The sequence below is a fragment of the Streptococcus sp. Marseille-Q5986 genome, assembly GCF_946902915.1.
Classification (GTDB): domain Bacteria; phylum Bacillota; class Bacilli; order Lactobacillales; family Streptococcaceae; genus Streptococcus.
In genome coordinates, this window is sequence record NZ_CAMPPY010000013.1 from 14,852 (window position 1) to 29,602 (window position 14,751).

The following is a 14,751-nucleotide window of genomic DNA, read 5'->3' on the forward strand; positions in this document are numbered from 1 at the left end:
CAACTATTTCACATATAATATTCCTTATCCTTTCGTTTAAAGCTTTTCCAACATCTACTTTTCTTCATATAAAAACCAGTGAAACAAATAGTTTCACTGGTTTTTTCAAACTTAATAACGTTGTCTATACGGTTGATTAAAGGCCTTCAAAATATCCTCAGAAGTCTCTGAATAAGCTTTTGATTCTTTAAAAATCCCCTTAACAATTATACGCTCAGTCTCATTATAATCAACACACGTAACCAAAGTAATCTCCTTTACTCCATCACGATCTTCGATTTCATCTACTCGGTCCGGGGTGACGTGTTTAACTTCCGTAATCTCATAAGTATAAACCTTATCCTTATCGGTCAGGTAAATTTTCATACCCGCTTTAGCGTTAACTAAAGGTGAGAAGAGCATTTGACTGGCATTTTCAACAGTAAAGATATGGTGACTCGCTAGAGAATAGTTGCCTTCTCCCATTTTTTGGTCTGGTTTCATAGTTCCTGCTCCGTAGAACAAGTTTACATTATCTAACCCTTTGAAAATCGGCAAGTTAATCTCCACTTCGGGAATAGCAATTCCTCCAATAACAGGAAGTTTCTGGGTATCCCACTGAGCGGCTAGAACTGCTTCAGATGAAATAGATTTAACCGAATCAAAATCAAAATTTCCTTCTGTTTTGAGATTTTCATCTATATTTTCTTTAGTAACCTGATTGACTTGGTACTTATTGGTATTCCATACTATAAAGAGATCTCGAATCTTTGAATTAAAAATCAAAGCTAAGGATAAAAGAATTAAGAAAACCGCTAAAATATTGAGAAATAGATTCCTACGCTTATTCTTCTTACTTTTCGTTTTTTTATGAGACATTATACTTTCCCTTCTGTTTCGTTTTCAGTCCCAACTTCTTCTTTTTCTACCGCAGCAACTGTTGTAAAGGTTACAATCTTAGCATCCTGGTCTAGACGCATCACCTTAACTCCCATAGTTGAGCGTCCTGTTTGTGAAATATTGGCAACGTTTGTTCGAATCATGACACCTGTATCCGTGATAATCATCAGGTCTTCATCTCCTTTAACAGTGAGGAGACCTGCAAGAGGGCCATTCTTCTCAGCAACATTGGCTGTCTTCATCCCTTTACCACCACGACCTTTTGTTGGGTATTCAGTTGCAACTGTGCGTTTCCCATATCCTTTTTCAGTGATGATAAGGACCTCGTCCTGATCAGTGATGACACTAGCACCAGCTACAGTATCTCCTTCACGAAGGTTAACTCCTCGAACACCTGTCGCGATACGGCTCATGCCACGAACGACTGATTGATTAAAGCGAACGGCATAACCAAACTTGGTACCAATGATGATATCTGTGTCTTCTTCTGTCAGCAAGACGTTAATCAGTTCATCTTCATCCTTTAGATTCAAAGCCTTAAGTCCATTTTGACGAATATTAGCAAATTCTTTAACACTGGTTCGTTTCACGATACCGTGACGGGTTGTGAAGAAGAGATGGGCGTCATCACTACGTTCAGATTTAACATTAATGATGGTTTGTATCCTCTCCCCTTCATCCAGCTTCAAAAGATTGACAACCGGCAATCCCTTGGCTGTGCGACCGTATTCAGGAATTTCATAACCTTTTAGTCGGTATACACGGCCCTTATTGGTAAAGAAGAGCAAATGATCATGGGTGCTGGTTGAAACCAACTCACGTACAAAGTCATCATCCTTAACTCCCGTACCTTGGACTCCACGACCACCACGTTTTTGAGCAGTAAATTCACCTTGGTCCAAACGTTTGATATAGCCCTTGTTAGAAAGAGTGATTAAGACATCCGATTCCTCAATCAAATCTTCGTCTTCAAGTGTCAAGACTTCTCCGACCATTAACTCGGTACGACGTTTGTCACCAAATTTACGTTTTACTTCATCTAATTCATCTTTTATGATTTGCACTACGCGTTCTGGTTTAGCAAGAATATCGGTCAAGTCTGCAATCAAGGCAATCAATTCATCATATTCAGACTGAATCTTATCGCGTTCCAATCCTGTCAAACGGCGAAGACGCATATCAAGGATAGCCTGACTTTGGCGTTCAGAAAGTTTGAACTTACTCATCAACTCAGCTTGTGCTTCCGCATCCGTTTCACTAGCACGGATGATACGGATCACTTCATCGATATAATCTAGCGCGATTAAAAGGCCTTCTAAAATGTGCGCACGCGCCTCTGCTTTTTCCTTGTCAAAACGAGTACGGCGAACAACCACTTCTTTTTGGTGCTCGATATAAGCACCCAAAATTTGGCGAAGAGATAAGATTTTTGGTACGCCATTTTGAATAGCAAGCATATTGAAACCAAAGTTGGTTTGCATCTGCGTCATCTTGAAGAGGTTATTGAGGATGACATTTGCAGAAGCATCACGCTTCACTTCGATAATAAAGCGAACGCCTTCGCGATTGGACTCATCACGTACAGCTGTAATTCCCTCAATTCGTTTTTCCTGAACCAAGCGAACAATATGCTCATGCACCTTGGTTTTATTGACCATATAAGGAAATTCTGTTACAACGATGCGCTCACGACCAGTCTTAGTCTCTTCAATTTCAGTACGAGAACGAAGGACAATAGAACCTTTACCTGTTTCATAAGCCTTATGAATGCCTGATTTCCCCATGACAAGGGCACCAGTTGGAAAATCTGGACCGGGTAAAACTTCCATCAAATCCCTAGTAGTTACTTCAGGATTGTCCATGACCAACTTCACCGCATCAATGGTTTCACCCAGGTTGTGAGGTGGGATATTGGTTGCCATTCCAACAGCGATACCAGTTGCCCCATTGACCAAAAGGTTTGGAAAACGAGCTGGCAAGACCAAGGGCTCACGCTCATTGGCATCGTAGTTGTCTACGAAATCAACTGTATTTTTATTGATGTCACGAAGCATTTCAAGAGCAATCTTGCTCATACGTGCTTCTGTGTAACGCTGTGCGGCGGCACCATCCCCGTCCATGGAACCAAAATTTCCATGTCCATCGACAAGCATGTAACGGTAACTCCACCACTGAGCCATACGAACCATGGCTTCATAAATAGAGGAATCTCCGTGCGGGTGGTATTTACCCATAACATCCCCTGTAATACGGGCTGATTTTTTATGAGGTTTGTCTGGTGTAACACCTAGTTCATTCATTCCGTAAAGAATACGACGATGAACAGGCTTTAGACCGTCTCGAACATCAGGAAGAGCCCGTGCAACGATAACACTCATGGCGTAATCGATAAAGCTGGTCTTCATCTCCTTTGTCAGATTGACATTCACTAAATTTCTATCCTGCATTCATAAATGCCTCATTTCACTATTAGTAATTAAATATATTATACCATAATTTGTCCTTCATTTCAGTCTTTGAAAATCACTAAAACGTTTACATCAATAACTGAATAGAATATTCGTGACAAAGTTTTTTAAAAGTGATAGAATGAAAGTGTCTGGGGATTCCCCTAAAAAAATGAAGGAGATGTTTAGATAATGACTTCAACTAAACAACACAAAAAAGTGATCCTTGTTGGTGACGGTGCCGTAGGTTCATCTTACGCTTTCTCACTTGTTAACCAAGGAATTGCACAAGAGCTTGGAATTATCGAAATTCCACAATTACACGAAAAAGCTGTTGGTGATGCGCTTGACCTTAGCCACGCCCTTGCCTTCACTTCGCCTAAAAAAATCTACGCTGCTCAATACTCTGACTGTGCAGACGCTGACCTTGTTGTTATCACTGCAGGTGCTCCTCAAAAACCAGGCGAAACTCGTCTTGACCTTGTAGGTAAAAACTTGGCTATCAACAAATCAATCGTAACACAAGTTGTTGAATCAGGTTTTGATGGTATCTTCCTTGTTGCGGCTAACCCAGTTGACGTTTTGACTTACTCAACTTGGAAATTCTCTGGATTCCCTAAAGAACGTGTTATCGGTTCAGGTACCTCACTTGACTCAGCACGTTTCCGTCAAGCACTTGCTGAAAAATTAGATGTTGATGCTCGTTCCGTTCACGCCTACATCATGGGTGAACACGGAGATTCTGAGTTTGCGGTTTGGTCACATGCCAACATCGCTGGTGTAAACCTTGAAGAATTCCTTAAAGATACTCAAAACGTTCAAGAAGCTGAATTGATTGAATTGTTCGAAGGTGTTCGTGACGCTGCCTACACAATCATCAACAAAAAAGGAGCTACCTACTACGGTATCGCAGTAGCACTTGCTCGTATCACAAAAGCAATCCTTGATGACGAAAATGCAGTACTTCCACTTTCAGTCTTCCAAGAAGGTCAATACGGTGTTAAAAATGTCTTTATCGGTCAACCAGCTGTTGTTGGTGCACACGGTATCGTTCGTCCAGTAAACATCCCATTGAACGATGCTGAAACTCAAAAAATGCAAGCATCTGCTAAAGAATTGCAAGCCATCATTGATGAAGCATGGAAAAACCCTGAATTCCAAGTGGCTTCTAAAAACTAAATCGAGTAGGGGATAATCTCTAGCCCCTCTCACACCACCGTACGTGCCGTTCGGCATACGGCGGTTCAACTAACTTTTAACGCATGTCGTTCAAGGTAATAATCCAAACACGAACCAGTCCACGTTTTTCAAGGACTGGTTTTGATATAGCACGCTTAAGTACCGACTTCTGAGCTACTAATTGATAGTGGTCGCCCCAGCCAGATACCTTATCTGCTATCCATTTAGGAACTCCTAACTTAAGCAATCCCCACAATCGTCTAGATTTCTTCTTCCATTGCTTCTAAATAATCACTAGTAGGCGAGTACGCAAGCGTTCATCTATGCTAGTGACTATACTTTTCATATTTCTCAATGAGAAATAGTTTATCCATCCTCGAATGGACAAATTCAGTTGCTCAATACGTCTTGTTAGGTCTATACTCCATTTCCTCTGTGTTAGTTTCTTCAATTTAAGCTTAAATCTCCGAACACTATCTTGATGTGGACGACTTTTCCAATCATCTGATGATTTCCAGAACCCAAAACCTAGATATTTCAACTCTCTTGGTCTAGTAATCTTAGTCTTGGTCATGTTTACTTTCAAACCTAGCCGTTTCTCAATAAAACGACTGACTGAATACATCACACGCTTAGCGGAGGCCTCGCTTCCGACCGTAATCACACAATCATCTGCGTAGCGCACAAATCGAAGTCCCCTCTTTTCTAATTCCTTGTCCAATTCATTCAGCATGATATTGGATAAGAGAGGAGATAAATTTCCTCCCTGTGGCGTGCCAACTAGCGTTTTATGACGCTGACCTTTAATGATAACACCTGAATGAAGATACTTACGAATCAAGGATTCCGTATCTCCGTCTTCGATAATGTTATGTACTAAGGACATCAATCTATCTTGAGGAACCGTATCGAAAAATTTCTCTAGGTCTATATCCACTCATAGCCGTCATTTAAGTACTCTAAGAGCTTTATGATGGCTTTTTCACATGACCTATTTGGTCTGAAACCATAACTCGCATCTGAGAAAGGGGGTTCACAAATGGGGCTAATGACTTGGACAATGGCCTGTTGAATCATTCTATCCATAGCTGTTGGAATTCCTAGTTGACGGATGCCTCCGTTTGGTTTAGGAATCTCAACTCTGAGAACTGGTTGAGGCTTATATTTTCTCTGTTTTATCAGTTCCTTAGTCAGGCGCCAGTTTTGTTTGAGATAATTATCCATCTCTTCGATAGTCATTCCATCAATCCCAGCTGAGCCTTTATTGGATTTTACTTGATGGTAGGCTTCCAGCATATTTTCGCATGATAATATCTTATCTAGCAATTTTGACATGTGCGTATTCCTTTCTTGTGTTGGTGCCTGAGGGACATCTTATATTGGTGAACCTTCATCTAGTCAATACGTGATAGAGTCCAGTTCTATCAGACCGTTCGTTTTACAGACGCAAGTGAAGTAGGATTACTTCGATCTGTCGTTTTCTCTCTCTAGCGACAGACCTCAAACAGTCTCTCCCCAAACTGTTTGAGTATTCTCCCCTTCACTCTACCTCTATTATAGAGGTTTCTTCACTACTATGGGCTCGACTGACTTCTCATGATTCGTTGTTACTACGCTTTCAGCGCTCATGAGACCTCACGGGATAAGTCGTACATAAAAGAAGGTTCTCAAATATGGGAACCTTTTTTCTTTTACTGTAAAGGCTTAAATCCTATTTTTCAAAAGACTACTTCTCAGAAGTTATATATCATATCAAAGACTCAATTGAAAAACACTTAAATTTATACATATATAACTAAGGGAATGAAATCAACCGTGGCAGATGTCATGGAAAAGTATTAGTTCTTGCCCCCTATACACAAAAAAGCCTACTGACCAAGCTAGAAAGCTTGATACAATAGGCTTTTTCTAAATTCATTATTTAATAGCGTCTTTAAGAGCTTTACCAGCTTTGAATGCTGGAACTTTAGAAGCTGCGATTTCGATTTCTTTACCAGTTTGTGGGTTGCGACCTTTACGTGCAGCACGTTCACGAACTTCAAAGTTACCAAAACCAATCAATTGAACTTTTTCACCAGCTGCAAGGTATTCAGTTACTGCTGCAAATACAGAATCAACTGCTGCTGCTGAATCTTTCTTAGTCAAGTCTGTAGCTTCTGCCACTTTAGCGATCAAATCTTGTTTGTTTGCCATGTTAACAAATCCTCCAAATAATTTCTGATTAACAAATATAATCATATCCTAAAATTGCCCATAGGTCAAGTCAAAAACGCCATTTCAAACATTTTTCTCTATTTTTTAGGAATTATAGCGGATTAGAATTGCCCAAGCATTCTCTCCAGTATGAGTTTGAATAATAGAACCAGTTTCTAGTACAGAGATTGGTTTCTCAACATAGGCTTGCAATGAACTCTTCATCTCATTTGCCCATTCATTCGTTCCAGCATAGGAAATTCCAATTTCTGCAACTGATTTATGAGTAAGAGCCTCCGTTAACTCTTCAAGCCATTTTTTGAAAGTTTTCACACCACGCCCCTTGACGATTGGATGGAGTTCGTGGTTTTTCATCTGCATCACTACACGAATATTTAATAGTGAGCTTAATAGTCCCGTCACACGTCCAATACGCCCACCTCTCACTAGGTTTTCTAGAGTCGAAACACCGATATAAAGCTCTGTGTGATTCTTCACTTCTTCTATATGTGCTAGAATAGTTTCTAAATCTTTACCCTCTTTAGCAAGTTTTGCAGCTTCAACAACTTGAAACTTCATAGCCTGATCTGTAAAGGAACTATCAATAACCGTCACATCAGAACTTGAGAGACTTGCGCCTTGGCGAGCGGCTTCAACCGTTCCAGACAAGGCATGAGACATATGAATAGCAACAACCTGACTGCCATCTTTTCCTAGCTCTGTAAAGACTTCAGCAAACACTCCTACTGGAGGTTGACTCGTTTTAGGGAGATTCTTGCTTTGTTGCATGAGATGAAGGAATTCCCCCTCTTGTAGATCAGCATCTGAGTAGAGTACGCCATCAATCATAACCGATAAGGGGACAATAGTGATATTTAATTCTTTAACTACTTCTGGTTCGATAGTAACAGAAGAGTCCGTTACAATTTTTACTTGTGTCATAAGTTCAATCTTTCTATTCTTCTCAATAGGATTGGGATTTTTCACTCTTATTATATCAAAAAAATGATAAAAAATCATAAGTAATCCAATTAAAAAAACTGAATTTTTGGTATAATCTATCTATAGAAAAGCGAGGAACAGCCATGATTCGAAAAGTTCAACCGATTATTACGATTATATTTGGAGCAGCTATCTATGCCTTTGGTCTCACCTACTTTGTTGTTCCTTATCATCTATTTGAGGGAGGGGCGACAGGTATCACCTTGATTACCTACTATCTTTTTAAAATCCCTGTCTCATTGATGAATCTCTTAATCAATATTCCTTTATTTATTTGGGCTTGGAAGATATTCGGTTCCAAGACCCTCTACTCCAGCCTTCTGGGTTCTATTTCTCTCTCTATTTGGCTCGCAATCTTTGAGCGTATCCCCTTGCAGTTTGACTTACAAGGAGACCTCATCATCGTTGCTTTAATCTCAGGGGTTTTACTGGGAGTTGGTTTAGGAATTATCTTTAATGCTGGTGGAACCACTGGGGGCTCTGATATCGTTGCCCGCATCCTCAACAAGTATACCAATCTTTCGATTGGAAAACTGCTTTTTGGAATTGACTTTCTCATTTTAATGTTAATTCTGCTTATTTTCCAAGATCTCCGTCTTGTGACCTATACTCTCTTGTTTGACTTCATCATCGCTCGCGTTATTGACCTCATTGGCGAAGGGGGATACGCTGGTAAAGGTTTTATCATCATTACTCAATATCCTGACCAACTGGCTGATAAGATTAATGAGGAGCTTGGACGTGGTGTAACCTTTATATCTGGTCAAGGTTATTACAGTAAGAAAGATTTAAAAATTATCTACTGTATCGTCGGTCGGAACGAGATTGTCAAAATGAAGGATATGATTCACCAAGTCGATCCTCAAGCCTTTATCACCATCACAGAGGCCCATGAAATTCTTGGTGAAGGCTTTACTTATGTGAAAGATTAAAAAGCTGGGATTTCCCAGCTTTTATTTTTCTTCTGTGAGAGTTGAATGATGGTAACCGTAAGTAAAGTAGATGACTAGACCAACCACAAGAGCAATGCCAAAGGCAATCCAGGTATCTAGACTATATTGAAGCATAAAGGAAACACAGATAAGGATGGAAAGGATTGGCAAAAGTGGCACCAAAGGAGTTTTAAACTCTCCTTTTTTTGGCATACCCTTATCCTTTCTGAGTTTTATTATTCCGTAGGCTAGCAAAATGAGATAAGCTAGCGTACAGATATTTAAAAAGGCTGCAATACTGGCTAGCGGAAAGACTCCTGCTGCAATGGCTGAAGCAACTCCTGTTAAGATGGTCGCATTCTTTGGAACTCGGCTAGTTTTACTTAGCTGTTTAAAACTTCGAGGTATTAGCCCATCACGTGCTAGGCTGTAAATCATTCGAGACAAAGCATAAGTCATGGAAATACATACCGTTATCAGGGTGAGAATGGCTACAAGCGAAACATAATTGGCTGCCCAACCGATACCAATACTCCGTAATGAAAATGCTACTGCATCGTCCACATTGAGCTTACTATAGTGAACAATCCCTGTCAATACTAAGGTTACCAAAGCATAGAGAATGGTGACGATTGTCAGAGAAAGTACAATTCCTCGAGGAATATTTTTTTGCGGGCTTTGGATTTCATCAACTGCCATGGAAATAGACTCAAAGCCGAGAAATCCAAAAAACATCAAAGATGCACCTGCCATAATCCCAGTGCTTCCTCCATAAATCTGGCCAAAGCCAAAAGGAGCAAAATTCGACCAATTTTCAGGTTTGATGTACCAAATACCAACTAGGATAAATAAGGTTAGAGCAGAGAATTTCAAGATTACTAGAAGCGAATTAAAGCGCAAGGCTACCTTGGAATTTAATAAAACCAATCCTGTTACCAAGGTCAGCAACAAAATAGGTAGAAGGTCGATATAGGCCCCCTGTTCAGGATTAAAGGTGCCATTCAAGGCTTGAGGCATGGAGATACCATAATTACTGAGTAAGCCCTTAAAGTAAGCTACCCAACCAGACGCCACACCTGAAACAGCTGTCATGAATTCCATGATGGTCAACCAGCCAGCAATCCAGGCTGGCAATTCTCCCAAAATCGCATAGAGATAACTATAAGCACCCCCAGTTGCAGGTACACGAGAGGCAAACTCTGCAAAAAAGAGAGCTGATAAAGAAACACACAGGGCAGAAATCACGATGGAAAGCACTAGTGATGGACCAGCAAGTGTTGCTGCCGCTGTTCCTGTAATGGTGAAAATCCCCGTCCCTACCATAGCACCAATCCCCAATAGAATTAAATCCCACAATTTCAAATGGCGACTCATCTCTGTCTGTCTCAGACTAACATCCTTGGTTCTAAAAATATTCATACTTCATCTCCACTAAATGTAATTGTTTTATTTTACCATATAAAAGCATTTTTGTGAATATTTACTGGGTTATTTTTTGAAAGAATTTTTTTGAAGGTAATTTCTCAAAGTAACTTCCACTTTCCTGACCGAAGTGGAAGTTCGTCTAAAACGGATTTTTATGGTGGAATTAAGTGTGAGACGTTTGAGTTAGAAATGAGATCTACTCTGACCAAACAGAAACACCTTACCCTTTCAGACCGTAATGATGTCCAACTAGGCTTAGAGCGCGATGAAACCTTCAAAACTATTGGACAATCCATTCTAAAAGACCCAACTACTGTTTCAAAAGAAGTCAAAAGAAATAGACAAGGCCGAGAGTCTACGTGTGATAACCTTCCTTGCACTTTACTCGATAAAGTTCCCTCTGTCTGTAATGATTGCCCTAAAAGAAGACAAAATTGCGGATTTAAAAAAATCTTCTACCTTGCTAAACAAGCTCAAAAGCAATACGAACAAACTCTTGTCGAGGCTCGTGAAGGAACTCCTCTCAATTCTCAGACTTTCTGGGACTCCGAAAAGGATACCTATCTATCGCTCCTATTGACCTAGCCAGAGCCGTTAAATTTAAAGAAAGACGGAAAAATAAGCTACCTTCCATCCCTAAAGAAGCTAAAAAACCGTTCCTCTGAGGATTTTCAAATCTATTTAGCCCTGAATCAACTAGACTCATGGCTGGAAATGGACACGGTTATGGGCAGAATGGGAGGTAAAATCCTAGTCACCTTCAATCTTTCCTTCTGTAACTTTATCTTCGCTAGGCTGCTGGAGAATCAAACTGCCCTTGCGGTTACCAAACACCTCATGATATTAAGAACACTCTTCACCAAGCGAACAAAGACTTTTTCCAACCCTTTCCCGTCATTCTTACCGATAATGGTGGAGAGTTTGCCAGGGGCGATGACATCGAAATGGATATTCGAGGAGAAAGTAAACTCTTCTTTTGTGACCCTAATCGCTCTGACCAGAAAGGGAGAATTGAGAACATTCACACGCTGATTCGCGACCTTCTACCTAAAGGAACTTCCTCTGATAACTTCATTCAAGAGGACATCCATCTCGTCTGTTCGCATGTCAACAGTGTCAAACGAGCTGCTTTGAATGGAGAGTCAGCCTATGAACTCTTTGCCTTTACTTACGGAGAAGGGATTCCTAAGCTTCTTGGTATTTCTAAAATACCTGCAGAAGACGGCTGTCAATCTTCTAAATTACTTCAATATAGGTTCTAAAAACGAACCTTCAACCCCATTCAAACGTCTCACTCTAACTTCCACCATAGCGGAACTTAATCTGAAATGCTTTCAGATGAGGGGATTTTGTGCCCTCTTTTTTCGATTCCTTTTGGCTACAAAAGCGATGAAATCAAGCATGAGTAAAACCAGTGGAACTTAGCCTGACACGGATTTCCACTGGTTTTTAGAATTTTTCAGATCAACTTCCACTTCTACTAGCGGTGGAACTTAGTTTGGGAATTTAGCTTTTGAAAAGAATTCTGAACTGAAAGGATTCGTGTTCATATTTTGCATACTCTTATCCGACTGAACCTTCCATTTCATAGCTAATCAAGCGGTTCAGCTCAACTGCGTATTCCATTGGAAGTTCTTTTGTGAAGGGTTCGACAAATCCCATGACAATCATCTCAGTTGCTTCAGATTCTGACAATCCACGGCTCATGAGGTAATAGAGTTGTTCTTCAGAAATCTTAGATACCTTGGCTTCGTGCTCCAAAGCAACTTGCGAGTTATGAATTTCATTAAATGGAATAGTATCTGACGCTGATAAGTCATCCATGATAATAGTATCACACTCAATGTGAGAAACAGATTTCTTAGAGTTTTTGTTAAAGGTTACTTGCCCACGGTAGTCAACCTTTCCTCCACCTTTAGCGATGGATTTAGACACAATAGACGAGCTTGTATGTGGGGCATTGTGAATCATCTTAGAACCAGTATCTTGGTGTTGCCCAGCATTGGCAAAGGCAATCGAAAGCATGGTTCCACACGCCCCTTCTCCATCTAGGTAAACAGATGGGTATTTCATAGTTGTTTTAGCACCCAAGTTTCCATCAATCCACTCAACAGTCGCATCTTTCAAGGCTTTGGCACGTTTCGTTACCAAGTTATAAACGTTGTCAGACCAGTTTTGGATAGTCGTATAACGCATATAAGCTCCGTCTAAAGCAAAGATTTCTACAATGGCAGCGTGTAAGCTGTTACTTGAATAAGTTGGCGCTGTACATCCTTCTACGTAGTGGACACTTGCTCCCTCATCAACGATAATCAGGGTACGTTCGAACTGACCAGTATTTTCGTTGTTGATACGGAAATAAGTTTGAAGCGGGATATCCACTTTCACCCCTTTTGGTACGTAGATAAAGGTTCCACCTGACCATACTGCCGAGTTGAGGGCAGCCAGCTTATTATCAGTCGGCGGTACCAACTTGGCAAAGTATTGTTTAAACAAGTCTGGGTATTCCTTGAGGGCAGAATCCGTATCTATAAAGATAATACCCAATTTTTGGAACTCTTCCTTCATGTTGTGGTAAACTACTTCTGACTCATACTGGGCAGAGGCACCGGCTAGATAAGCACGCTCAGCTTCCGGAATCCCGATACGTTCAAAGGTTTCTTTGATTTTTTCAGGGACTTCATCCCATGAACGAGCTGGTTTATCAGATGGTTTTTGGTAGTAGATCAAGTCATCAAAGTCAATCTCTGACAAGTCTGCTCCCCAAGTTTGCATGGGCATTTTTTTGAAGGTTTCATAAGACTTCAAACGGAATTCTAACATCCACTCAGGTTCTCCCTTAGCAGCTGATAGTTCACGAATGACATCTTCATTCAATCCTTTTCCTGTCGATAGGACAGGCTCTACATCATCATGAAAACCAAATTTATATTCACCAAGGTCAATTGGTTTTGGTTCTACTCTTTCTTCAGCCATAATATCCTTTCTTTCATTCTTCATTTCTAATGATTCATAAGACAAAAGAAGCTTGTCTTACTTGTTTTCTTGATTTTCAATTGTTTTCTTCAGAGCATTCCAAGCTAGAGTTGCACATTTGATCCGTTGCGGAAATTTAGCAACACCTGACAAGAAGACTGCATCGCCTAGTTGGTCTTGGAGGTCATCTTTTTGTCCTTGAACCATTTCTGAAAAAATAGTCGCAAGCCCTAGGATTTCTTGCTTAGTCTTGCCCAAAACAGCATCTGTCATCATGCTCGCAGAGGCGGTTGAGATGGTACAACCTGAGTTTAGAAAAGCGATATCTTCCAAACGCTCATCTGCATCAAACTTGACAGAGAGGTTGATAACATCCCCACAGGTTGGATTGTTGAGACTAATTTGCTCAGCATCTTCTAATTTTCCTTGGTGATGGGGCTTTTTCGAATGGTCTGCTACCACTGCCATATAAAGGCTATCTAGTTTAGAAAGTGCCATTGAAAAACTCCTTTGTCTTTTGTAGGGCATCCACTAATTTATCGCAGTCAGCCTTGGTATTATAGATATAAAAACTTACACGAGCTGTTGCTGGAACTTCCAAATATTGGAGCAAAGGTTGAGCGCAATGATGACCTGCGCGAACAGCTACTCCTTCATAATCCAAAGCTGTCGCAAGATCGTGAGGATGAAGGTCACCTAGGTTGAAGGCAATGATACCTGAGCGTTGAGCTAAGTCCTGCGAACCATAAATGGTCAATCCTTCTATTGCCTGCAATTTTGGATATACATATACAATCAATTCTTGTTCGTGGGCTTCAATGACATCCATACCAATCTTTTCCAGATAATCCACTGCAGCAGCAAGTCCGATAGCACCTGCCATATTTGGAGTTCCCGCCTCAAATTTCCAAGGTAATTCCTTCCAACTAGCAGATTGCTCATAGACGAAATCAATCATCTCACCACCAAATTCAAGAGGTGACATTTGTTCCAGATACTTCTCTTTGCCATAAAGGACACCGATACCAGTTGGACCAGACATCTTGTGACCTGAAAAGGCAAAGAAATCCACATCTAAATCCTGGACATCAATCTTCATATGGGGGGTAGACTGTGCTCCATCCACCACCATGATGGCTCCAACTTGGTGGGCTATTTTAGTGATTTCTTTAATCGGATTGACCACACCAAGAACATTGGAGGCGTGAGCTAAGGAGATAAATTTCACCTTATCAGTCAATTTAACTCGCAAGTCATCCATATCCAAGGCACCGTCCTTGAGATAAACATAGACAAGCTCTGCTCCGGTCTTTCGACAGGCCTCCTGCCAAGGAATAATATTGGAATGGTGTTCCATGACAGAAATCAAGACCTGGTCTCCCTCAGTCAGAACTTCCTCAGCAAAGCGAGCTACCCAGTTAAGACTGGTTGTCGTTCCTCTGGTAAAGAGAACTTCCTTTGTAGACCCTGCATTGATAAATTGACGAATGGTTTCACGAGCCGCCTCATAAGAAGCTGTCGCTCTTTCTGCCAAGGTATGAACGCCACGATGAACATTGGCATTGTCGTTCTCATAGTAGCGGTTAATCGTTTCAAGAACAGCTAGTGGTTTTTGTGTCGTCGCAGCATTGTCCAGATAGACCAAAGGTTCATCGTTGACAATCTGGTCTAAAATTGGAAAATCCTTGCGAATCGCTTCTACATCTAACATAGGCTAC

Annotated in this window: 10 protein-coding genes and 2 pseudogenes; 3 read left to right on the top strand and 9 right to left on the bottom strand. The window is 40.7% G+C overall.

What is annotated here, in order from left to right; translation table 11 throughout:
* Positions 1-111 precede the first annotated feature (111 nt).
* Together OVN21_RS10570 and gyrA are read right to left on the bottom strand one after the other, a co-directional pair.
* On the bottom strand, positions 112-858 hold the full coding sequence (locus OVN21_RS10570; protein WP_267248384.1) for a class A sortase: 747 nt from the start codon (positions 856-858) through the stop codon (positions 112-114).
* Complete coding sequence (gene gyrA, locus OVN21_RS10575) at positions 858-3,326, bottom strand: DNA gyrase subunit A (protein WP_267248385.1); 2,469 nt, start codon at positions 3,324-3,326, stop codon at positions 858-860. The genes OVN21_RS10570 and gyrA overlap by 1 nt, the downstream gene beginning before the upstream one ends.
* Before the next feature lie 192 nt (positions 3,327-3,518).
* Here gyrA and OVN21_RS10580 point away from each other — a divergent pair, with 192 nt between their 5' ends.
* The gene (locus OVN21_RS10580; protein WP_267248386.1) at positions 3,519-4,505 is read left to right on the top strand and encodes an L-lactate dehydrogenase; all 987 of its coding nucleotides are present in this window, start codon (positions 3,519-3,521) and stop codon (positions 4,503-4,505) included.
* Positions 4,506-4,570: 65 nt separating this feature from the next.
* On the opposite strand, the pseudogene ltrA reads toward OVN21_RS10580, so the two are convergent.
* From ltrA to OVN21_RS10595, 3 genes and pseudogenes are all read right to left on the bottom strand, one after another.
* Positions 4,571-5,840: pseudogene (ltrA, locus tag OVN21_RS10585) on the bottom strand (group II intron reverse transcriptase/maturase).
* A 582-nt stretch (positions 5,841-6,422) separates the two neighbouring features.
* A complete protein-coding gene (locus OVN21_RS10590) occupies positions 6,423-6,698 on the bottom strand; it encodes an HU family DNA-binding protein (protein WP_267248387.1) in 276 nt (91 codons plus the stop codon).
* A 105-nt stretch (positions 6,699-6,803) separates the two neighbouring features.
* Positions 6,804-7,640, bottom strand: a complete 837-nt coding sequence (locus OVN21_RS10595) for a DegV family protein (RefSeq protein ID WP_267248388.1) — start codon at positions 7,638-7,640, stop codon at positions 6,804-6,806.
* Positions 7,641-7,783: 143 nt separating this feature from the next.
* On the opposite strand from OVN21_RS10595, the gene OVN21_RS10600 reads away from it, so the two are divergent.
* Positions 7,784-8,632 (top strand): YitT family protein, encoded by an 849-nt coding sequence (locus tag OVN21_RS10600; protein WP_267248389.1) that lies wholly within the window; start codon positions 7,784-7,786, stop codon positions 8,630-8,632.
* A gap of 21 nt (positions 8,633-8,653) precedes the next feature.
* Here the strand turns inward: OVN21_RS10600 and OVN21_RS10605 are convergent, their stop codons facing one another.
* On the bottom strand, positions 8,654-10,051 hold the full coding sequence (locus OVN21_RS10605) for an APC family permease (RefSeq protein WP_267248390.1): 1,398 nt from the start codon (positions 10,049-10,051) through the stop codon (positions 8,654-8,656).
* A 207-nt stretch (positions 10,052-10,258) separates the two neighbouring features.
* Here OVN21_RS10605 and OVN21_RS10610 point away from each other — a divergent pair.
* Positions 10,259-11,319, top strand: a pseudogene (locus OVN21_RS10610) (transposase).
* A gap of 301 nt (positions 11,320-11,620) precedes the next feature.
* On the opposite strand, the gene sufB reads toward OVN21_RS10610, so the two are convergent.
* Genes sufB through OVN21_RS10625 form a run of 3 tightly spaced genes read right to left on the bottom strand, consistent with a single transcriptional unit; the run spans position 11,621 to position 14,744 of the window.
* Positions 11,621-13,033 (bottom strand): Fe-S cluster assembly protein SufB, encoded by a 1,413-nt coding sequence (sufB, locus tag OVN21_RS10615; RefSeq protein WP_267248403.1) that lies wholly within the window; start codon positions 13,031-13,033, stop codon positions 11,621-11,623.
* A 57-nt stretch (positions 13,034-13,090) separates the two neighbouring features.
* The gene (gene sufU / locus OVN21_RS10620; protein ID WP_267248391.1) at positions 13,091-13,531 is read right to left on the bottom strand and encodes a Fe-S cluster assembly sulfur transfer protein SufU; all 441 of its coding nucleotides are present in this window, start codon (positions 13,529-13,531) and stop codon (positions 13,091-13,093) included.
* Positions 13,518-14,744 carry a cysteine desulfurase gene (locus tag OVN21_RS10625; RefSeq protein ID WP_267248392.1) on the bottom strand — a complete coding sequence of 409 codons (1,227 nt, stop codon included), beginning with the start codon at positions 14,742-14,744 and terminating at the stop codon, positions 13,518-13,520. The genes sufU and OVN21_RS10625 overlap by 14 nt, the downstream gene beginning before the upstream one ends.
* Positions 14,745-14,751 lie beyond the last annotated feature (7 nt).

Coding starts and splice junctions, on each gene's coding strand:
- OVN21_RS10570 (WP_267248384.1), bottom strand. CDS start 858: ATGTCTCATAAAAAAACGAAAAGTAAGAAGAATAAGCGTAGGAATCTA.
- gyrA (WP_267248385.1), bottom strand. CDS start 3,326: ATGCAGGATAGAAATTTAGTGAATGTCAATCTGACAAAGGAGATGAAG.
- OVN21_RS10580 (WP_267248386.1), top strand. CDS start 3,519: ATGACTTCAACTAAACAACACAAAAAAGTGATCCTTGTTGGTGACGGT.
- OVN21_RS10590 (WP_267248387.1), bottom strand. CDS start 6,698: ATGGCAAACAAACAAGATTTGATCGCTAAAGTGGCAGAAGCTACAGAC.
- OVN21_RS10595 (WP_267248388.1), bottom strand. CDS start 7,640: ATGACACAAGTAAAAATTGTAACGGACTCTTCTGTTACTATCGAACCA.
- OVN21_RS10600 (WP_267248389.1), top strand. CDS start 7,784: ATGATTCGAAAAGTTCAACCGATTATTACGATTATATTTGGAGCAGCT.
- OVN21_RS10605 (WP_267248390.1), bottom strand. CDS start 10,051: ATGAATATTTTTAGAACCAAGGATGTTAGTCTGAGACAGACAGAGATG.
- sufB (WP_267248403.1), bottom strand. CDS start 13,033: ATGGCTGAAGAAAGAGTAGAACCAAAACCAATTGACCTTGGTGAATAT.
- sufU (WP_267248391.1), bottom strand. CDS start 13,531: ATGGCACTTTCTAAACTAGATAGCCTTTATATGGCAGTGGTAGCAGAC.
- OVN21_RS10625 (WP_267248392.1), bottom strand. CDS start 14,744: ATGTTAGATGTAGAAGCGATTCGCAAGGATTTTCCAATTTTAGACCAG.